General features: G+C 29.3%; 22 protein-coding genes and 1 other annotated feature. Of the genes, 15 read left to right on the top strand and 7 right to left on the bottom strand.

Features of this window, described 5'->3' with window-relative positions; all coding sequences use genetic code 11:
• Both EG57_RS27340 and pflA read left to right on the top strand, forming a co-directional pair.
• Positions 1-148: glycine radical domain-containing protein (locus tag EG57_RS27340; protein WP_032078785.1), on the top strand; the 148-nt coding region annotated here is incomplete at its 5' end.
• 160 nt (positions 149-308) lie between these two features.
• A complete protein-coding gene (gene pflA / locus EG57_RS0219375; RefSeq protein ID WP_032078784.1) occupies positions 309-1,028 on the top strand; it encodes a pyruvate formate-lyase-activating protein in 720 nt (239 codons plus the stop codon).
• Between the two features lie 169 nt (positions 1,029-1,197).
• Here the strand turns inward: pflA and EG57_RS26790 are convergent, their stop codons facing one another.
• A complete protein-coding gene (locus EG57_RS26790; protein WP_200880580.1) occupies positions 1,198-1,368 on the bottom strand; it encodes a hypothetical protein in 171 nt (56 codons plus the stop codon).
• 12 nt (positions 1,369-1,380) lie between these two features.
• On the bottom strand, positions 1,381-1,524 hold the full coding sequence (locus tag EG57_RS26785) for a hypothetical protein (RefSeq protein ID WP_007064254.1): 144 nt from the start codon (positions 1,522-1,524) through the stop codon (positions 1,381-1,383).
• A gap of 114 nt (positions 1,525-1,638) precedes the next feature.
• Between EG57_RS26785 and EG57_RS0219370 the strand changes: the two genes are divergently transcribed.
• The 3 genes from EG57_RS0219370 to EG57_RS0219360 all read left to right on the top strand — a co-directional run bounded on the left by EG57_RS0219370 (position 1,639) and on the right by EG57_RS0219360 (position 4,886).
• A complete protein-coding gene (locus tag EG57_RS0219370) occupies positions 1,639-2,313 on the top strand; it encodes a hypothetical protein (protein WP_032078783.1) in 675 nt (224 codons plus the stop codon).
• A gap of 86 nt (positions 2,314-2,399) precedes the next feature.
• Positions 2,400-2,642 (top strand) — a binding site (T-box leader).
• A 197-nt stretch (positions 2,643-2,839) separates the two neighbouring features.
• Positions 2,840-3,349: a tryptophan transporter gene (locus tag EG57_RS0219365; RefSeq protein WP_032078782.1), complete on the top strand. Its 510-nt coding sequence runs from the start codon at positions 2,840-2,842 to the stop codon at positions 3,347-3,349.
• Between the two features lie 163 nt (positions 3,350-3,512).
• Positions 3,513-4,886, top strand: a complete 1,374-nt coding sequence (locus EG57_RS0219360) for a hypothetical protein (RefSeq protein WP_032078781.1) — start codon at positions 3,513-3,515, stop codon at positions 4,884-4,886.
• A gap of 86 nt (positions 4,887-4,972) precedes the next feature.
• On the opposite strand, the gene nadC is transcribed toward EG57_RS0219360, so the two are convergent.
• Genes nadC through nadA form a run of 3 tightly spaced genes read right to left on the bottom strand, consistent with a single transcriptional unit; the run spans position 4,973 to position 8,004 of the window.
• Positions 4,973-5,806 carry a carboxylating nicotinate-nucleotide diphosphorylase gene (gene nadC / locus EG57_RS0219355; protein ID WP_032078780.1) on the bottom strand — a complete coding sequence of 278 codons (834 nt, stop codon included), beginning with the start codon at positions 5,804-5,806 and terminating at the stop codon, positions 4,973-4,975.
• Positions 5,787-7,088, bottom strand: coding sequence for an L-aspartate oxidase (locus EG57_RS0219350; RefSeq protein ID WP_032078779.1), 1,302 nt, complete (start codon positions 7,086-7,088; stop codon positions 5,787-5,789). Before EG57_RS0219350 ends, nadC begins: the two co-directional genes overlap by 20 nt.
• Before the next feature lies 1 nt (position 7,089).
• Positions 7,090-8,004: a quinolinate synthase NadA gene (nadA, locus tag EG57_RS0219345; protein WP_032078778.1), complete on the bottom strand. Its 915-nt coding sequence runs from the start codon at positions 8,002-8,004 to the stop codon at positions 7,090-7,092.
• A gap of 407 nt (positions 8,005-8,411) precedes the next feature.
• On the opposite strand from nadA, the gene EG57_RS0219340 reads away from it, so the two are divergent.
• The 8 genes from EG57_RS0219340 (at position 8,412) to EG57_RS0219305 (ending at position 16,456) form a co-directional block, all read left to right on the top strand.
• Positions 8,412-9,203, top strand: coding sequence for an ABC transporter permease (locus EG57_RS0219340; protein WP_032078777.1), 792 nt, complete (start codon positions 8,412-8,414; stop codon positions 9,201-9,203).
• Entirely contained in the window at positions 9,163-9,909 is a 747-nt protein-coding gene (locus tag EG57_RS0219335; RefSeq protein ID WP_032078776.1) for an ABC transporter ATP-binding protein, read from the top strand. The genes EG57_RS0219340 and EG57_RS0219335 overlap by 41 nt, the downstream gene beginning before the upstream one ends.
• A 63-nt stretch (positions 9,910-9,972) precedes the next feature.
• On the top strand, positions 9,973-10,953 hold the full coding sequence (locus EG57_RS0219330; protein ID WP_032078775.1) for an ABC transporter substrate-binding protein: 981 nt from the start codon (positions 9,973-9,975) through the stop codon (positions 10,951-10,953).
• A gap of 170 nt (positions 10,954-11,123) precedes the next feature.
• Complete coding sequence (locus tag EG57_RS0219325) at positions 11,124-11,882, top strand: ABC transporter ATP-binding protein (RefSeq protein ID WP_032078774.1); 759 nt, start codon at positions 11,124-11,126, stop codon at positions 11,880-11,882.
• On the top strand, positions 11,882-12,679 hold the full coding sequence (locus tag EG57_RS0219320) for an ABC transporter permease (protein ID WP_032078773.1): 798 nt from the start codon (positions 11,882-11,884) through the stop codon (positions 12,677-12,679). The genes EG57_RS0219325 and EG57_RS0219320 overlap by 1 nt, the downstream gene beginning before the upstream one ends.
• Positions 12,680-13,173: 494 nt before the next feature.
• Entirely contained in the window at positions 13,174-14,361 is a 1,188-nt protein-coding gene (locus tag EG57_RS0219315; protein ID WP_032078772.1) for a pyridoxal phosphate-dependent aminotransferase, read from the top strand.
• A gap of 257 nt (positions 14,362-14,618) precedes the next feature.
• On the top strand, positions 14,619-15,428 hold the full coding sequence (gene folP, locus EG57_RS0219310) for a dihydropteroate synthase (RefSeq protein WP_200880582.1): 810 nt from the start codon (positions 14,619-14,621) through the stop codon (positions 15,426-15,428).
• Between the two features lie 95 nt (positions 15,429-15,523).
• Positions 15,524-16,456 (top strand): patatin-like phospholipase family protein, encoded by a 933-nt coding sequence (locus tag EG57_RS0219305; protein ID WP_032078770.1) that lies wholly within the window; start codon positions 15,524-15,526, stop codon positions 16,454-16,456.
• 47 nt (positions 16,457-16,503) lie between these two features.
• Here EG57_RS0219305 and EG57_RS0219300 read toward each other — a convergent pair whose 3' ends face one another.
• Together EG57_RS0219300 and EG57_RS0219295 are read right to left on the bottom strand one after the other, a co-directional pair.
• Positions 16,504-17,007, bottom strand: a complete 504-nt coding sequence (locus EG57_RS0219300) for an amidase domain-containing protein (RefSeq protein WP_032078769.1) — start codon at positions 17,005-17,007, stop codon at positions 16,504-16,506.
• A 112-nt stretch (positions 17,008-17,119) separates the two neighbouring features.
• A complete protein-coding gene (locus EG57_RS0219295; protein ID WP_032078768.1) occupies positions 17,120-17,671 on the bottom strand; it encodes a serine/threonine protein kinase in 552 nt (183 codons plus the stop codon).
• Positions 17,672-17,826: 155 nt separating this feature from the next.
• Between EG57_RS0219295 and EG57_RS0219290 the strand changes: the two genes are divergently transcribed.
• Together EG57_RS0219290 and EG57_RS0219285 are read left to right on the top strand one after the other, a co-directional pair.
• On the top strand, positions 17,827-19,323 hold the full coding sequence (locus EG57_RS0219290; protein WP_032078767.1) for a YjjI family glycine radical enzyme: 1,497 nt from the start codon (positions 17,827-17,829) through the stop codon (positions 19,321-19,323).
• Positions 19,317-20,153 carry a YjjW family glycine radical enzyme activase gene (locus EG57_RS0219285; RefSeq protein WP_032078766.1) on the top strand — a complete coding sequence of 279 codons (837 nt, stop codon included), beginning with the start codon at positions 19,317-19,319 and terminating at the stop codon, positions 20,151-20,153. The genes EG57_RS0219290 and EG57_RS0219285 overlap by 7 nt, the downstream gene beginning before the upstream one ends.
• Positions 20,154-20,369 lie beyond the last annotated feature (216 nt).

The following is a 20,369-nucleotide window of genomic DNA, read 5'->3' as shown; positions in this document are numbered from 1 at the left end:
TAGAGAAACCTTGGTAGATGCTATGGAAAATCCAGAAAAGTATCCGACACTTACAATAAGAGTATCAGGATATGCTGTTCATTTTAACAGATTAACTAGAGAGCAGCAAATGGAAGTTATAAGCAGAACTTTCCATGAAAAGATGTAGTTTAAAATGCCAGATTCAGGTGCTTGAAAAGAAAAATCTTTTCAAATGCCTAAAATATAATAAAATCCTTATAATAAATGTACCCGTTGTATTAAGCAGCGGGTATATTTACAATTAAGATAGTGAATTAAAAAAAGTTTTTGAATAAGGAGGTAAAAGTATGACTTTGGGTAAAATGCATTCATTTGAAAGTATGGGGCTAGTTGATGGACCAGGAATAAGAACAGTGGTATTTATGCAGGGGTGTTCTCTAAGATGTGCATATTGTCATAATCCTGATACTTGGAACTTTCAAGGAGGAACAGAAATTACACCAGAAGAACTTGTTAAAAAAATTGTTAGATTTAAGCCTTATTTTAAAAATGGCGGCGGAGTTACGTTTTCAGGTGGAGATCCTCTAATGCAGCCAGATTTTTTAATAGAAGCATTAAAATTATGTAAGGAACAAGGAATTCATACTACAATAGATACTGCTGGATATGGTGTAGGAAAATATGATGAAATTTTGAAGTATACAGATTTAGTATTACTTGACATAAAACATGTAGATGATTGTGGGTATAGAAATTTAGTAGGCCAAAGTAAAAAAGGTTTTGATGAATTTTTACAAGCAGTTCAGGAAGCCAATACAAAGTTATGGATAAGACATGTAGTAGTACCAGGAATAACTGATTCAGAAGAACATATAAAAAAGCTAGCTAGCATAATAAAAAGTATAAAAAATGTAGAAAAAGTAGAGCTTCTTCCATATCATACTTTAGGAGTGGAAAAATATAATAAAATGGGAATTGAATATAAATTATCGAATGTAGATTCTATGAATAAAGAAGAATTAAATAAGTTATATAAAATACTTAACAAGGAAATGGAAGATAGGTAATGAAAACTAAAAAAGAACCTGTAACTTCAAAGTTCAGGTTCTTTTTTAGTTTTTATTATTGGAGAATGAAAAATGAGTAAAACAACTAAATAAAAATATATTAAAAATTATTTTGAACCAGTTTGTGTAAGTAATTCTAGAAAAAGCTTATTTAGTAGTCATTTTGATATTAAACGTGTGAATCATTATCATTATTGCGCATAACTCTTCCTTTGGCTGCATAAACGGATGGATTTCCTCTTTCCATATATCCATTTTGAGATTCTTGGCTATTATCGCTGTGATCTAATGCAGATCTAAGCTTTGCATCTTCGCCATGATGTGGTTTCTTTTTAGTCATAAGTATAACCTCCTATCTTCCAGAAAATTTACCGGATACTCCAGGTGTTTCCTTCTGTTGTCGTTTTTCGTCTTCGTATTTAGGTTCGTTTCTAAATTCTTTATCTCTTGTATATAGATCTTCTCTGTTATATATATTTGGTTTCTTTTTTGGCATAGCTAAGCACTCCTTTCGTATTTATATTTTCCTGTAAAAAAACTTTTATACTTGTGTGTTGATACGTTTAAAAATTAATTGGATGTGTTAAAATAATATTAAGACAAAAAGGAGATGGTGATTCTGTATACAAATATCTTGAAAATTGATAATGCATGCATATTTATTGCTGATATAAAAGAAGAATCAAATATAGTTATAGGAGTACCTCATCATACTCCATCTGGTACAATAAAGATGCCGTGTAATTCTCATCCATATAGTGACGAAAATGCGGGATATATAGGAAATTACATTGCAGAAAAGCTTAAAGCTTCTTTTTTATGTGCATGTAATTACTTTATAGATGTAAATAAAAATCACAATGATAATTACAGTGACTATTATACAGCACTTAAAAAATGTAACCCTAGCTATCTAATAGAAATTCATGGACATGGTATAGAACATTCAGGAAATGATATAGAAATATCCAGTGGGTGTAAAGAAGATGAAAAATATGCATTGGAATTGAAAGAAAGCTTAGAAAGTATTATTTTTAGAAAATGGAATGAAGATAGAGAAGATAGAGATATTTGTAAGATTAAAGAACTTAAGATAAATGCAAGCTTTGATAAAATATACTTTAAAGCTACAAAATCTTCTACAATAATAGATAAAAGATGGAGTAGCTATCACATAGAATTACCAGTAATATTAAGAATAATTCCTGGTGAAAAAAATAAATTACCTTCTTGTGGACAAAAATTCACTGAAATACTTTATGAAGCTATAAAAAGTGTATGTTAGTAATTTGAAAATTAGTTATCTTAAATAAATTTTAAAAAATGGTTGACATGTTTCGATTGAAATGGTATTATATAATAAATTTAAAAGTAAATCCTTTGATAAGGAAGAGTAACCAGGATGTTTAGTCATAGAGAGTTGAGGATGGTGTAATCTCAATACAATAACGAATGGTGAATGGACCTTTTAGGAGTAAATCGAAATTCAAAGTTTTGAAGAGTAGTGGTTACCGTTATCCATACGTTACAATGGATAGGATATGTTAGTATCCGAAAGAGTGGTGTTTTAGTACACAATTTAGGTGGTACCGCGGAAGTATCTCCGTCCTAATATATTTTTTAGGACGGAGTTTTTTTTATGCAAATTTATAAAGCCGGCTTTTTATATAAATTTGATTGTAGACATCTTGATGAAACTAGTATTTCAGCTATAAGGCATCATTCATTATACAAATGTTAATTGAATTTGGAAATATAAACTGTATATTTAAAAAAAGTATTAATTTTTAATTGAAAAGGAGATATTTATTATGAATTTAAAGAGATTGATTACAAATTCACTACTTTTAGCTATAGGTGCAGTATTGCATCAGATTACCCCTCCATTAGTACTTGGAATGAAACCAGATTTTTCACTAGCTATGCTATTTATAATAATGATACTAAATGAGGATTATAAATCTTGTATAAGTGCAGGGCTTATAGCAGGTATATTAGCAGCTGCAACTACAGGATTTCCAGGTGGACAAATACCAAATGTAATAGACAAATTGATAACTGCTAATTTAATGTTTTTATTCTTGAAACCTATTAGAAAAGCTTTGAATAATCAAATAAAAATAATTATAACTACGGCTATAGGAACACTTATAAGTGGTACAGCATTTTTGACATTAGCTTCAATTATGGTAGGTCTTCCAACTAGCTTCCGTGTATTATTTTTATCAGTAGTACTTCCAGCTATTGTTATAAATACTGTTGCAGGCTCAGTTTTATTTAATGCTATAAATGTAGCGCTTAAGAGAAGAGCAACAACTTAAAAAATGGTAATTTCATGAAAGTAAAATTTTTAAATGCAGTTAGTTTTCAATGAATTAAAACTAGCTGTATTTTTTATTGAAATAGTTTGCTATTGTAAAATACCTGTATATGGACATAATAATATAATCATATTAATAAATTTGATAAGAAAGTTGGAATGTTATGGTACAGGTTGGAATACTTCATTACACATATATAGCAATAATAGTATTTATTTTAATTATGATGATTTATAAAAAAGATATAGTTTTGCCTTGTCTTATAGGAATAGGAATTATAGGATATATTGCTACAGGAAATGTTTTAAATTCAGTACAAATTATATATAAAGCATTAGTGGTATCTGCAAGAGAATTTATCGAAATAATAGTTATAATTTCATTAATAAGTGCTATGTCTAAATCGTTGAGAGATATTAGAGCAGATGAGTTTATGGTGAAACCTATAAAAAAGTTTATGACAAATCCTACATTATCTTTTTTTATATTAGGATTTACAATGCTTATTGTATCATGGTTTATATGGCCGACTCCTGCAGTAGCTTTTATAGGAACTATAATGGTTCCAGCAGCACTAAAATCTGGCTTGCCAGCCATCTGGGTTGCAGTAGCTTTAAATTTATTTGGAAATGGAATGGCACTATCAAGTGATTTTTTCATACAAGCAGCACCAGCCATTACGTCTAAAGCATTAGGGCTTGATAATCCATTTTATTTAATAAAATCTAGTTTATTGCTTTGGTCAGTAATGAGCATATCAACCATTGTAAGTTCCTTTATTATGCTGAAAAAAGATATTGTAAAAAACCCAAAAGAAGAATTAGAAGAAGTTAATGAAGTTAAAACTATTTTAGTAAAAATCTCTACAAAGGTGATAGCTGTAGCTACACCCTTAATATTTATTATGGATATATTCTTAATATATAAATTTAAATTGAAGGGAACAGAAGCTACATCACTTATAGGTGGTACTGCAGTAATAGTTACTGTGGCGGTTTCTATAATAAAGTATAGTTTTAAAAGTGCTTTAGGAGAAGTGGCAGGGAGTATAAAGGATGGTTTTGTATTTGGCATGAAGGCATTTGCACAAGTTATTATTATAGGAGCTTTCTTTTTTCTTGGAAGCAAGGAAACTGCTTTGGATATATTAGGTAAAAGTGCTGGTTCTACAGGGATTCTTTCAGATTTAGGATTATATATATCTGAAAGGTTTCCTATAAATAAAATTTCGGTAATAACAATGCAATCATTTATAAGTGCTCTTTTAGGAGTTGGAGGTTCAGGATTTTCTGGGTTACCTCTTATAGGAACCTTGTCACAAGTTTTTTCTTCTAGTATTAATATAAATAAAGAGGGGCTTGCAGCTTTAGGACAGATAATAACTATATGGGTTGGGGGAGGAACTATAATTCCATGGAGTTTAGTACCCATTGCTGCTATATGTGATGTACAGCCTTTCGAGCTTGCAAAAAAGAATTTAATGCCTGTGTTTATAGGAATTATATGTACTGTTATAACAGCTATAGTATTTTTATAGAATTAAATAAAGTTCAACTAAACTTTTTTATGTCATAAGTTTAGTTGAACTTTATTTTTAGTTTTATAAGGAGTTTTATACATGGTCTAATAAGTTAGATTCTTCATGCTTAAATCTAAGACTTTAAATGAATGCGTTATAGCACCTGTTGATATATAATTTATCTTTAATTTGGATAAATTTTTGATGCTTTTCAAATCTACGTTACCCGAAACTTCTATTTCAGCGTTACCATTTATTATTTTTATAGCAGATTCCATTGTAGGAATGTCCATATTGTCTAGCATTATTATGTCAGCTTTGGCATCTAAAGCTTCAGTCAACTGTTCTAAACTTTCAACTTCAACTTCTATTTTTCTAACAAAAGGAGCATTGGATTTTACCATGTTAACTGCATTTTTTATGTTTCCAGCAGCAGCTATATGATTATCTTTTATGAGAACTCCATCATTAAGTCCAAATCTATGATTACAACCTCCACCAATGGTTACGGAATACTTTTCAAATATCCTTAAATTAGGTGTAGTTTTACGTGTATCTAAAAGTTTAATTTTAGTATTTTCAAGTTCGGCTGCAAAATTTCTTGTGAGAGTTGCTATTCCACTCATTCTTTGGAGAAAGTTTAAAGCAACTCTTTCACCGGTGAGAAGAATTCGTACATCTCCAGAAAGTTCTCCTATTTTTTTACCTTTAAAAACATGATTACCATCTTCTACAAAGAATTTAACTTCAGCATTTTGAAGAATAGTAAAAACTCTTTTAAAAACCTCTAAACCACATATTATTCCATCTTCTTTTGCTATTAAATCTACTTTTGCTTTTTTATAATTTTTTATAATGGATTCTGTGGTTATATCTCCATAGGAGATATCTTCATTGAGAGCATTTTTAATTATTTCATCAGCAATTAACCAATTCATTTTTTATATCTCCTCTCACCTTAACTAAAGAATCTATAAATATTTTATTATTTAATTCTTCATAGTATTTTTTATCATAATCTAATGAAGGCGTATCAAAGTCAATCATGGGAACTTCAAAAATGTTATTATTTATTTTTTTTGCACCACGTTTTGAAAAAACTAATGCTTCCAGTAAAGAATTACTTGCAAGTCTGTTAGCTCCATGAACGCCAGTACAGCTACACTCTCCAAAGGCAAAAAGATTTTTCATAGAAGTTCTTCCAAAGGTGTCTACTTCTATACCGCCCATAAAATAGTGTTGGGCTGGAGAAACAGGGATAAATTCTTTAGATATATTTATTCCATTTTCTAAACATTTTTTATATATAGTTGGAAATCTGTTTTTCAAAAATTCTTCTTCCATAAAGGTTACATCAAGATATACATTTGAAGTATGGGTGCTTTTTTCTTCTTCATATATATATTTGGTAACTACATCTCTAGGAAGCAATTCGTCTACGAATCTGTTTCCGTTACAATTTATGAGCTTTCCACCTTCACCTCTAACAGATTCTGATATTAAAAATTTTCTCTCATGTTCATTAGAGTTGAAGAAAGCTGTAGGATGAAATTGAATATAGCCCAGATTTTTTACTTTTATGTTATTTTTTAAAGCTATAGCAACCCCATCTGCAGTTAATATTTTTTGATTAGTGGAATTTCTAAATAGACCACCAATACCTCCAGCAGCCATAATTGTAATTTTAGCATGAATATTAAATTGACTATCGTCCTTTATGCATAGAGCACCTGCACAAACATTATCTTTTTTTAAAATATCCAGCATGGTGCAATTTTCAAAAATAGTTATATTTTTTTTTGATGGAATTTGCTTTAATAGAGTTTCTTCTAATTTTTCACCGGTTTTATCTTTATAATGTACTATTCTATTTATGCTATGGGCTCCTTCTCGAGTATAAGATAATTCATCATTATCGCTATCAAAATCAAAATCCATTTTACAAAGATCATCTATATTCTCCATGGATTCTTCTGCAAGTATTTTTACAGCATTAATATCATTTTTGTAGGAACCTGCCATTAAGGTGTCATTTACAAATAAATCTATATCATTTGTACCCCTAGCTACAGAAATACCACCTTGTGCTAGAGCGGTATTACATTGGTCTATTTTACCCTTTGAAATCATTGTTATTTTTAAGTTTTCTCTCAAGTTTAGTGCTGAATAAAGTCCTGAAACTCCAGTACCTATAACTAAAATATCAGTATAAATATCCATTTTATTTTCCTCCAAGTTCATGCATATTAATAAGTGCTTTATAAGCTTTCTTTCTTATGGATTCATCAAGTTCTATAGCATACTCCATATTTAATAGACTTTCATAAACATTATTTAAATAAGTTTTTTTCATATTTATGCAGGTCATACCTCCACTTGGAATATAAAATTCTTTATCTTTATTTTTAAGCTTAATTTTATGAAGAACACCTTCTTCAGTACAAATTAAGAATTTTTTATCAGTACTATTGTTTACAAAATTTATGATTTGCCCTGTACTTCCTAAAAAATCAGCAAGTTCTCTCACAGATTTTTCACATTCAGGATGTACCAATACTTTTATGTCAGGATGAAGCCTTTTAGCTTTCAAAATTTCTGTTGCTGAAACTTTTTTGTGAGTTATGCAGAAACCATTCCAAAGTATAATTTTTTTGTTTTTTACTTGTTGCTGAACATATTCTCCTAAATTTTTATCAGGAAGAAAAATTATTTCATCTTCTTGCAAATTATTTATTATAGTTACAGCATTAGAAGAAGTACAGCATATATCTGATATTGCTTTAACTTCAGCAGAAGAATTTATATAACACACAACTTTAGCATTAGGATGCTTGTCTTTTAATTCTAAAATATCATTAGGATTAGCCATATCAGCCATAGGACAACCAGCATCAAAGGCAGGTAGTAAAACTGTCTTTTCAGGTGATAATATCTTTGCACTTTCAGCCATAAATTTAACACCACAAAAAACTATTATATTTTCACTGCAATCTTTTGCAATTTTACTTAGATAGTAAGAATCTCCAACAGCATCTGCAATATCTTGTATTTCAGGTCTTTGATAATAATGAGCTAGAATTATTGCTCCCTTATCTTTTTTCAACTTTAGCAGTTTATCTTTTAAATCATTTTTCATATTCATACCTCCGATGTATACATATATTATTTTACATGTGTATATACAGTTATATATAGAATATAACATCAAAAATAAATAATATCAACTACATATATAAGTAAGTTAAGAGAATTTTACTTATAGTTATCCAGTATATGGTTGCTAAATTAACTTGATGAATTTTCAATGTAATGATAAAATATTTTTTATAGATACAAGTTTATTAATTCAGATACTTTGGATAACATCTGATGTATTTGATGCAATAAGTGTTATTTTAGTTCTAATTAAAAATGATGCCACCTAACAGAAAGGAATAGTCTAATCTGGAAGGGAAGTTTAAATACAAAAGGTGTTTGTAAAATAATGACCTTCCCTGAAACTATTGTTTTGGGGAAGTTTTTTGTATTCAAGAAAGGAATTATATGAAAAAATTTAAAGGATTAGTCATACCGTTAGTTATTATATTTATATGGTGTATTGGTTCTAAATTTCACATATTTAATGATTATATAATACCTAGTCCAATGACTGTGGCTAACACTACTTTAGAATTAATTAAGAGTGGTATACTCATAAAGAGCTTAGGAGTGAGCTTTAGTAGAGTTTTTATAGGATTTTTTATAACTTTTGCAATAGCATTTCCAATGGCTATTGTTTTAGGAATGAAGAAAGAACTTTTACCTTATTTAGAACCCTTTTTAGAATTTATGAGACACGTACCGCCTATTGCAGTTATTCCTATATTAATACTATGGTTTGGAATAGGAGAAACTTCAAAACTAGCAGTCATATTCCTTGCTACATTTTTTCCTATATTTTCAAATACTTTAAATGGAGTTACTAATTATGATGAAAAACTTCTAGAGGTAGGTGAAATCTTTGGATTTACCACTACGGATAAGTTTTTTAAGATAATTTTACCTCAAGCAGTACCTTCTATAATAACAGGTATTCAATTAGGATTAGGATACAGCTGGAGATCACTTATGGGTGCAGAACTTATAGCAGCTTCCTCTGGTATAGGATATATGATAATGGATGCAGAGCAATTATCCAGACCAGACATAATACTAGTTGGAATTTTTTCTATAGGAATTTTAGGGTATTTGGTTGATTATATTTTCATTAGGATAACTAGTAAGTTTGCACATTCTTATGGGAGAGAGGTGGACTATGGCAGGACTGGAAATAAAAAAGCTGTGCAAGAGCTTTGATATAAAAGGTACTAAGGTCAGTGCATTGAATAATATTAACTTATTAATAGAAGACGAAAGTTTTGTTACTATAGTTGGAAAAAGTGGATGTGGTAAAACTACTTTACTTAGAATAATATGTGGACTTGAAAATCAGACAGAAGGAAATATAAGTTTTATATATAGAGATGGAAAACTAAAAGAGAAGGATTCTAAAAAGAAGGTTGGTATAGTTTTTCAAGAACCCAGATTGATGCCATGGCTTACAGTAGAACAAAATATGGCTTTTCCACTTATTAAAAATAAGAATAGACAGGAAGTTTGTGATATAGTTCATAAATATTTAAATATGCTGGGATTGGAAAATTTTAAAGAAGCTTATCCTTCTCAGATTTCAGGAGGTATGGCTCAAAGAGTATCATTAGGAAGAACCCTTTGTTATAATCCTGAAATAATTCTCATGGATGAACCCTTAGGTGCTCTTGATGCATTTAATAGGAGTAAACTTCAAAGAGAGTTTATAAACATATTTTTAGAAAATAAAAAGACTATAGTTTTTGTTACTCATGATGTGGATGAAGCTATTTACTTAGGACAAAAAATAGTAGTTATGGACAAAGGTCATATAATAAAGGAAGAAATTATTGATATGGATTATTATAGAGATAGTTCTTCCAATAAGTTTTTAGAGATAAAAAACAGCTTGCTCAAAGAAATTTTAGCCTAAAGAACAAATGAAAATGTTAATTAGCCTATGGCTTAAATTAATAAAAAACAAGGGGGACTAACAATGAAAGCATTAAGAAAATTAAGCTTAGTATTAACAGCTGCTATGATTACTACAGCATTAGCAGGTTGTGGTGAGGCTCAAAAAAGTTCTAATAGCGCTGCTCAGCAGAAGGTAAGCAACATAAATATTTCTTATGTTAAATCACCTTTAAATGTACCATCTATAATAGAAAAGAGAAAAAATTTATTCCAGGATGAGTTTTCAAAGGATAACATAAAAGTAACATTTCCTGAGATTACAGAAGGATCAAAGATGACAGAAGCTGTAGCTGCAGGTTCATTAGATTTTTGTAATGCAATTGGAGCTACTTCAGTTATTTTAGGTGCTGCCAATGGTGTTGATATTAAGATAATAGGAATGTACAGTAGAGCACCAAAAGCATTTACAATTATGGCTAAAGATCCAAGTATAAAATCTATAGAAGATTTAAAAGGAAAAAAGGTAGTAGGTCCTAAGGGAACAATACTTCATCAATTACTTTTAGGTGCACTTAAAAATAAAAATATGAAAGCAAGCGATGTTCAATTTATAAATATGGGAATACCACAGGGAGTTTCAGCATTAATGTCTGGTAGTGCAGATGCAGCATTAGTTGCAGGAGCATCAGTACCACAAGCTTTGACAAAAGGAGCACATATTGTTACCACAGGTGAAGGAATACTAGATGCTACTATAGTGATTGCAGCTAGAAAGGATTTCTTGGATAAACATATGGATATAGCCAAAAGATATATGAATGTTCATAATAAGAGTCTTCAATTCATGAAGGATAATCCAGATGAAACTTATAAATTAGCTTCAGAAGAAACCCAGATATCTGTTGACCAAGTTAAGGAAATGTACAATTGGTATGATTTTAGTCCTAAGATAACGGATAAAGATATAAAAGAACTGGAAAAAACACAGGATTTCTTAATGGAAAATGGAATGCTTAAAAAGAAAGTTGATATAAAATCATTAATACAGGATATTAGTAAGTAATTTAAATTTTAGTTACATCATAACTAAATTAGGGAGCGTAAACAGATTTGTATAAGTTTAAATCTATTTACGCTTTTTTTATGTTTCAATTGACTTTAACTTTTTAACACCATATTGTAAAAATTCATATAATGAAGCAGGAGTCATGTTAAATATAAGGAGATGATGTTTTGGATAAAGTATGTGTAAAAAGTATTTATATGAACTACCATTCTTTAAAAGGTTTTACTAAGGCATTAGCAAATATAAATTTTGCTGTAGAGGAAGGGGAATTTTTAAGTATAGTTGGACCTTCTGGTTGTGGTAAATCAACACTTTTAAATATAATAGCAGGATTATTGAAGCCTTCTTTTGGCGAAATATATATAGATAATGAAAGTTTAACTAGTTTTTCTAGTAAAATGGGTTATATGTTTCAGCGTGACCAATTATTTGAATGGATTACTGTGTGGGATAATATAATGTTAGGTATTAAAATTCAACATAAAAAGGTAAGCGATTATACTGAGAATATAAATAAATTGCTTAGAAATTATGGATTATGGGATTTTAGATTTCATTATCCAAAGGAACTTTCTGGTGGAATGAGACAAAAGGTAGCACTAATAAGAACTTTAGCTGTAAACCCTGAAGTATTGCTTTTAGATGAACCTTTTTCAGCATTAGATTATCAAACTAGACTTAATATAAGTGATGAAATATTCAAGATAATAAAAAAGGAAGGTAAAACGGCAATTATGGTAACTCATGACATATCAGAGGCTATATCTATGTCTAATAGAGTTATAGTGTTATCCAGTAGACCTGCACAAATAAGAAAAATATTTAATATAGAATTTTCAGTTCCACAGGAATCACCATTGAAATCCAGGGAAGAACCAGAATTCAGAATATATTTCAATAATATATGGAAGGAGCTAAATTCATAATGATAGATGAAGTAAAGGAACATTCCTTATATATTAGTAATGTTGAAAAAAGAAAAAGAGAAATAGTATTTACGAGATTTTTAATTTTGATATTAATTTTTGCTTTATGGGAAATATTGGGAGATTTAAAGATAATGGATCCATTTTTAACTAGCACTCCATCAAGAATGTGGAAAAGCTTATTAAAATTATATTCAGAAGGCGCTTTATTTAATAACATAGGAATTACATGTATAGAAACTATATTTGGATTTTTATTAAGCACTATTCTTGGTACTTTAATTGCCATACTTCTATGGTGGTCGGATTTTGTATGTAAGGTTTTAGATCCATACATTGTAGTACTTAATGCACTTCCTAAAATAGCACTTGCTCCTATTATAATATTTTGGGTTGGAAATGGAATTAAGGCAATAGTAGTAGTAACGTTACTTATAGCTATAGTAGTTACGATAATATCCGTATTGAATGGATTTAAAGAGGTTGATACGGATAAAATCAAACTTCTCAGAACATTTGGTGCGTCTAAACTTCAAATATTGATACATCTTATAATTCCAAGTTCAGTACCCACTTTAGTTTCTGCTCTTAAAATAAATGTGGGTCTTTCTTGGGTAGGCGTTATAATGGGTGAATTTTTAGTAGCAAAGGAAGGGCTTGGTTTCTTGATAATATATGGAGGTCAGATCTCTCAATTAGATACAGTTATGCTAAGTGTGATAATATTATCTGTTTTAGCTTATGTAATGTATGAAGGTGTTGAATTTGTTGAAAAAAGACTTATATTGAGACGTTAATAATTAAACTATAAATAGCCTTAGGGTATAAGGCTATTTTTTACTATTTCTGATTTATGATGTAGGATTATTTTCAACAATATCAAGTTATATACAATTAAAATGAAGTGATAGTTTAGATTTTAATTGAATATATTTCATTGCATACATATGGATAATATAAAAAAGATAAATATTCTGCACAAATATTCTAATTATTTAGTATTTGTCATATTTCCTTGTTTTAAGCATTTTTTATTGATTATTATAACTTTAAGTCATTATATCTCAAAATATGACATTGGAAAGTATTGTAGGTTATTTGTTATAATGCTACTTAATTAATATAAATTTTAAATATTGCCAATTAAAACTGCTTACAAGAACTGAGTGCTATATATTAATGTTTTTAAAGCAATTATAAGCAGACAGAGAATTACTTTTACGACAATAATGATCTTGTAAAGAGTGGTATTTGTAGGAGAACAGTATAATTTAGAAGGAGTGACAAGATAATGGTATCAAAAGAGATGCATGAATTAGGATCAAAACGTTCCGTAATTAGAGAATTATTTGAGTATGGAAAACAGCAGGCTGCAATTGTTGGAAAAGAAAATGTATTTGATTTCAGTATTGGAAATCCAACTGTTCCAGCACCAGAATGTGTAAAAGAAGCTATTATAGAATTGCTGGAAACAAAAAAGTCAGATGAAATTCATGGATATACTTCTGCACAGGGAGATTTTGAAGTAAGAAAAGGTATAGCTGATTATATGAACAATACATATAATTCACAGCTTAAAGCAGACAATTTTTACATGACATGTGGTGCTGCAGCTTCATTATGTATTACACTTAAGGCCCTTACCGTAAATTCAGAAGATGAATTTATTATTGTTGCACCTTATTTTCCGGAATATCTAGTTTTTATAAAAAGTGCAGGTGCAAAGGCTGTAGTAGTACCAGCAGATACAGAAAACTTTCAAATTCAGATGGATTTATTAGAAAAATCTATTACTTCTCATACAAAAGGAATTATAATAAATTCGCCTAATAATCCATCAGGCGTTGTGTATTCAGAAAAAACCTTTAAGAATTTAGCAGATTTGTTAAAAAAGAAATCTGAAGAATATCAAAATACTTTATATCTAATATCAGATGAACCTTATAGAGAGATTGTTTATGATGATATACAGATACCATATGTTCCATCTTATTATGATAATACGATTTTATGTTACTCATATAGTAAGTCAATTTCCCTTCCAGGAGAAAGAATAGGGTATATATTAGTTCCTGATTCTGTGGAAAATGCTAAGGATGTTTATACAGCAGTATGTGGAGCTGGACGTTCACTTGGATATGTATGTGCGCCAAGTTTATTTCAAAAGGTAGTATTTAAGTGTTTAGGCAAAACATCAGATATAGCGCTATATGATACAAATAGAAAATTATTATACAATGAACTTACTAAAATGGGTTATCAATGTGTAAAGCCAGATGGTGCTTTTTACTTGTTTGTAAAGGCTTTAGAGGAAGATGATGTGAATTTTTCTGAAAATGCGAAGAAATTTAATCTTCTAATTGTTCCAGGAGGAGATTTTGGATGTCCAGGATATGTGAGAGTTTCTTATTGTGTTGATACAGAAATGCTAAAAAGATCTTTTGATGCATTTAAGAAGTTAAGAGATTTGTATAAATAAAAGTAGATGTAAATTGGACTATATCTAGGAATTAGTATTAATTTTTAGATATAGTCTTTTTTATATGATGCTGCAATATTTTTAGATTTATAATAAAATTTGCTACTTGAGTAAAGTTTTAAGTTTTATACCACTACTGTTAAATAAGATGTTATAATGTATTTGAATTAAAAAGTGTGTGAAGATTATAATAATTTAGAAATGGAGGGAATCTAGTTAAAAAGTTAGTTTAACTAGAGATTTGTATGACTAAAATAATGAGAATAGGAAAGAAAGATTTTGAAATTGGTAAAAGAACTTATATAATGGGTATTTTAAATGTTACTCCAGACTCTTTTTCAGATGGTGGTAAATTTAATGATATAGAAAAAGCTATACAGCATGCCAAGGAGATGATAGAGCAGGGGGTAGATATAATAGATATAGGTGGAGAATCTACGAGACCTAATCATACATCAGTGTCAGAGGAAGAAGAATTAAACAGAGTTGTTCCTGCAATAAGAGCATTAGTTAAGGAAATAGATGTACCAATTTCTGTTGATACATATAAGGGGAAAGTAGCAGAAGAAGCTGTAAAAGCAGGTGCTGCTCTTATAAATGATGTTTGGGGATTTAAAAAGGATAATTATATAGCAAAAGTAGCAGCAAAGTATGAAGTACCATGCTGTTTAATGCATAATAGAGAAAATAAGGATTATAAAAACTTAATGGAAGATGTATTAAGTGATTTAAAAGATAGTATAGATATTGCATTAAAAGCAGGTGTAAAACCTAAAAACATCATTTTAGATCCAGGAATAGGTTTTGCTAAAACTTATGAACAAAATTTGATTGTTATGAACCATTTAGAGGATTTTCGTAAATTTGGATATCCGTTGCTTTTAGGAACTTCAAGAAAGTCTATGATAGGCAATGCTTTAAATCTTCCTACAGAAGAAAGAGTTGAAGGTACTGTAGCTACTACAGTTATAGGAATAATGAAAGGCTATGATTTTGTAAGGGTTCATGATATAAAAGAAAATAAAAGAGCATCTATTATGACTGATGCTATAGTTAGGTTAAGTTAATAGAAAAGTGTATATAAATTTCTAATATTAATCACAAAGTAGCTAGTTTTTTAATAGTATAATATAGTGTATTAATATTAAAAAGGTGATGTAGCTTGAAGGCATATGCTGTTTTTCAAGGTGGAGGAGTTAAGGCTATAGGATTTGTAGGAGCAATTACTAAGTTTGAACAAATGGGATATAAATGGGAGAAGTTAGCTGGAACTTCTGCAGGGGCAATTATAGCTTCATTATTGGCAGTAGGATATACTAGCAAAGAATTGAAAAATGTAATGAGTACATTGGATTATACTAGATTTTTAGATAAAAATAGATTACAGTCTATTCCTATTATAGGCAAAGTGCTAGGAATTGTTGCTCAAAAAGGACTTTATCAAGGAAATTATATAGAAATTTGGATGGATGAGCTATTAAAAGCTAAAGGTAAAACTAAATTTAAAGATGTAAGTAAAAATGGAGCATCAAATCTTAAAATAATAGCTTCGGATATAACCAAAAAGAGTATCCTTATTCTACCAGATGATCTTGGGAAATATGGAATTGACCCTATGGAATTTGAAATTGCAAAAGCCGTCAGAATGAGCACTAGTATACCTTTTTATTTTAAACCTGAAAAATTAAGATATAGAGATAAATATAGTTTTATAGTAGATGGAGGAATATTAAGTAATTTTCCAGTTTGGATATTTGATGTTACAGGAGTGCCTAAATTGCCTACTTTTGGATTTAAGTTTCAAAAAGTATCTAAATCATGTGGTGAAAAAGAAAGAAATGATTTTTTATGTTTTGTAATGGATTTAGTGGAATCTGTAATTGATAATTATGATGAAACTTATTTAACAGATAAAGATCGAGTGAGGACTATATCTATACCTACTGCTGATGTCAAAACTACAGATTTTGATATAACAAGAGGTAAGGGGTTAAAGCTATTTGATTTAGGATATGAAAGTGCAGAAAGGTTTCTTAGTGAATGGGATTTTAGAGAGTACATTAGATGTTATGTTCAGAAAAAAGTTTCAATATAAAAATATTGCGAAGCAATATTTTAAGAGGACAATTAACAATTGTCCTCTTAAAGATGTATTTTCAAAAAGTGGTATTTAGGTGATTTCCAAGTTTTTAAATAGGATATGTTTAATGCTTCACGAGAATGTTGAGAAATTAAGGGCTTATTTTGAGAAAAACCTGTTATAATTGCTGAGTGAAATATAATTTTTTTACTATTTTCATAAAATATTAAATCTCCTAATTTTAGAGAATTAATATCAGTTGTTTCAACTCCTTTACAGCCAGGAAGATTTAATTCTGTATTTATTTTTAAATACCAGTAAAGAGAATGTGCTAAAGTCCAAGAAAGTGACTGATTAATATTGTTGTACCACCATGGATTTTTGGAGTTAAAAATCATTGGTGCTCCTCCAGCATATAAGCATTGTGAAACAAAATTTGAACAATCACCACTGTTATTTTCTATTAAAGGAAAATATCTATATTTTTTATTAGGGTTTAAAGCATACTTCAAAGCGTATTTTACAGAATCGCTTTTGGAATATTGTGATGCTCTAAGTATATACATAATTATTTATACCACCGTAATTATAGTATTATAGTAATAGTATATGTATTATATAGTGTAATGTTAAATGTATCTTCTCTATAGATATTTAAGAGAAGATACATTTAAAAGTTTATCTATGCTTTTTACTCCATTGTTTATATAAATATGGGTATTCTTCCTTCAATATTTCCATAAATTTAGATAATACTGATAGTTCTCTTAATCCTTTCATTATTTTGAGAGGGTAGTTAAGTTTCCTTTCAAAAACTTTTCTAGGATCTATTACTCTAACATCTTCATTAGGTTGAACAAAAATATGAGCAAGTCTTATATCTAGTTTTTGGAATCCATCAGCTTTAAAGCTTTCTACAAGTTTAATAAGATTTATAGCTAATTTTTTAGAAAGTCCATTTTTGCTTATATAATTTTTAATGCATATTCCAGGAATATATTCCCTTATCATAGCTTTATTACTATAAGAATATACTTTAGCAAAATGAGGATTATTTTGTACCCTTAGTAATATTTCTGTTTCACCTTTGCAACCTTTTTCTTTATTGTATATTTTAATAATTCTTTTTTTGTCTGGAAGAAGGTATACTGATCCTTGACGACCCTTACCAATGAATTTACATTCCTTTAGATTAACTCCTAAATACTTCTTATCTACTGAGTTATTCATTTTTTTACCTCCATATTACGTGATTTTAACAGTATATGATGTCTGTTTAGTATATAATATTAAATGTTATTTAAATTTGACATCACTATAATAAAAAATTACTATAAATATAGATGATGATTATAAATAATAAAATTTGAAGGGAGATTTATATAATGAATAATATATTAAAAATAATAAAAGATAAGACATTAACTTATCAACAAAGATTAATAGCGCTTGCAGGTGGAGCAGAATCCAGCTTAAACGTATTAAATATAAGTGATGATGTACAAAAACTTAGAGAGGAAGGAGTAATTTGTGACCTTAATGAAGGTAATGCACCTTATAGGCCAAGATATGTATTGCCTGATTATGAAAAATTCATGGAACAAGGAAGTGAATTTTTAGGATTGAAGCCTCCAAAAGATATTTGGGAAGCTGTAAATAATTTATTAATACTGTATAAGCATGTGCCATCAGTTACAACAATGCCTGTTTATGTAGGAAATGTTGATACTTTATTAGAACCTTTTATTGAGGATGAAGAAGAAGCGTATAAGGCAATAAAATTATTCTTCATTCATATAGATAGAACTGTAACAGATTCTTTTTGCCATGGTAATATAGGGCCTAAGGATACAAAGGCAGGTAGAATAATATTAAAGGTACAAAGGGAAATCCAAACAGCTATACCTAATATAAGTTTAAAATATAGTAAAGAAGAAACATGTGATGATTTTGCTGTGGATGCTGTAAGTACAGCATTAGTTACAGCAAAGCCAAGTTTTGCAAATCATGAAATGTTTTTAGAAGAGTTTAAACCTAATAGATATGCTATAGCAAGTTGTTACAATGGTCTATGTATAGGTGGAGGAAGTTATACTCTAGTTAGATTAAATTTAAAAGCTTTAGCTGAAAAAGCTAGTAGTGAGGAAGAATTTATAAATGAACTTTTACCTAATACTATGGAAAAAATGGCTTTATATATGGATGAAAGAATAAGGTTTTTAGTAGAAGAAAGTGGATTCTTTGATTCTAACTTTCTTGTAAAAGAAGGTCTTATAAGTAGAAATAAATTTACAGCTATGTTTGGTATGTTTGGACTTGCTGAATGTGTAAATACACTTTTAGGTGCGGAAAACTTAGATAAGAGATTTGGGCATAATAAGAAAGCTGATGAACTAGGGTTGAGAATTATACAAAAAATGTATGATGTAGTGAATAAGAGAACTAATCCATATTGTGAATCAGCTAAAGGTCATTTTTTACTTCATGCTCAAGTTGGAATAGAAACTGATAAGGGAACAAGTCCAGGATGTAGAATACCTATAGGAGAAGAGCCAGAATTATACGAACATCTAATTCAAAGTGCTAAATTCCATAAGTATTTTCCATCTGGAATAGGAGATATATTTCCATTTGAAGTAACAGCAAAGAAAAACCCAGAAGCTATTTTAGACATAATAAAAGGTGCATTTAATAATGGAATGAGATATTTTTCATTATACTCATCAGATAGTGATGTAATAAGAATAACTGGATATCTTGTGAAAAAATCAGATTTGGAAAAGTTAGATAGAGGAGAAGCTGTACTTCAGGATACAGTAGCATTAGGATTGGGTGCAGTTAAAAATTCGAAAATATTGGAGAGAAAGGTAAGAGGATGTTAAAGGGAATTGTAAGGAAAATTATACTGTTTAGTTTTGTAGATGGTCCAGGAAATAGGGCAGCTATATTTTTTCAAGGATGTAATTTTGATTGCCTTTATTGTCACAATCCAGAAACTATAAAAAGCTGTATTCAGTGTGGAGAATGTGTGGATAATTGTCCATATGGTGCAATATCTTTAGTTGAAAAGTCCGTGATATGGAATCCAGAAAAGTGTGAGGATTGTGGGTTGTGTGTTAAGATATGTAAAAATCAATGTGGACCTAAATTTAGAAGTATGGATACAGATGATATATTAGAACAGATATTAAAGGTTAAGCCTTTTATTTCTGGAATAACTGTATCAGGAGGAGAATGTACCCTTCAATGGGAATTCCTCGTGGAGTTATTTGAAAAGGTAAAAAAGTTAGGATTGACAATATTTGTAGATAGCAATGGAAGTACTGATTTTAAGCAGCATAAAGAACTTACTGATTTGTTAGATATGGTTATGCTAGATGTGAAATCCTTCGATAAAGATGAACATAAGATGCTTACGGGAAAAGATAATAGTATAGTTATAGAAAATGCAAAATATTTAGGTGGTATAAATAAGTTATACGAAATTAGAACAGTAATAGTACCTGAAGTTTTAGATAACTATAGAAATGTAGATGAAATAAGTAAGCTTATAGTCAGTATTAATCCTAAAATAAGATATAAACTTATAAAGTATAGAAGCATAGGTACTCGTGATGATAAGATTAATACACATCAACCTACTAATGAAATGATGGAACAACTTAAAACTAAAGCTTGTAGTAATGGATGTGAAAATGTAATTATAGTGTAAGGTTTTTATTAACATAACTTTTACAGTTTAAAAGTTATGCGATGCAAGGGTGCAGTGGAAGTTTGGATTTTAACTTTCATTCCGTGATACCCTTATCATATATCACTGCATAAAAGTTAAAATTCAAACTAGTAACTTCAAGTATATGCACATAATTAAATTGTTATAAGTTGCTTTCTATTCTGTTGAAATGTCTTAAAAGAGGCTTATTATTTA

The organism is Clostridium drakei, assembly GCF_000633595.2.
Classification (GTDB): Bacteria; Bacillota; Clostridia; order Clostridiales; family Clostridiaceae; genus Clostridium_AM; species Clostridium_AM drakei.
The sequence above is the reverse complement of the archived record's forward strand: the minus strand, read 5'-3'. Positions and strand labels throughout refer to the sequence as shown.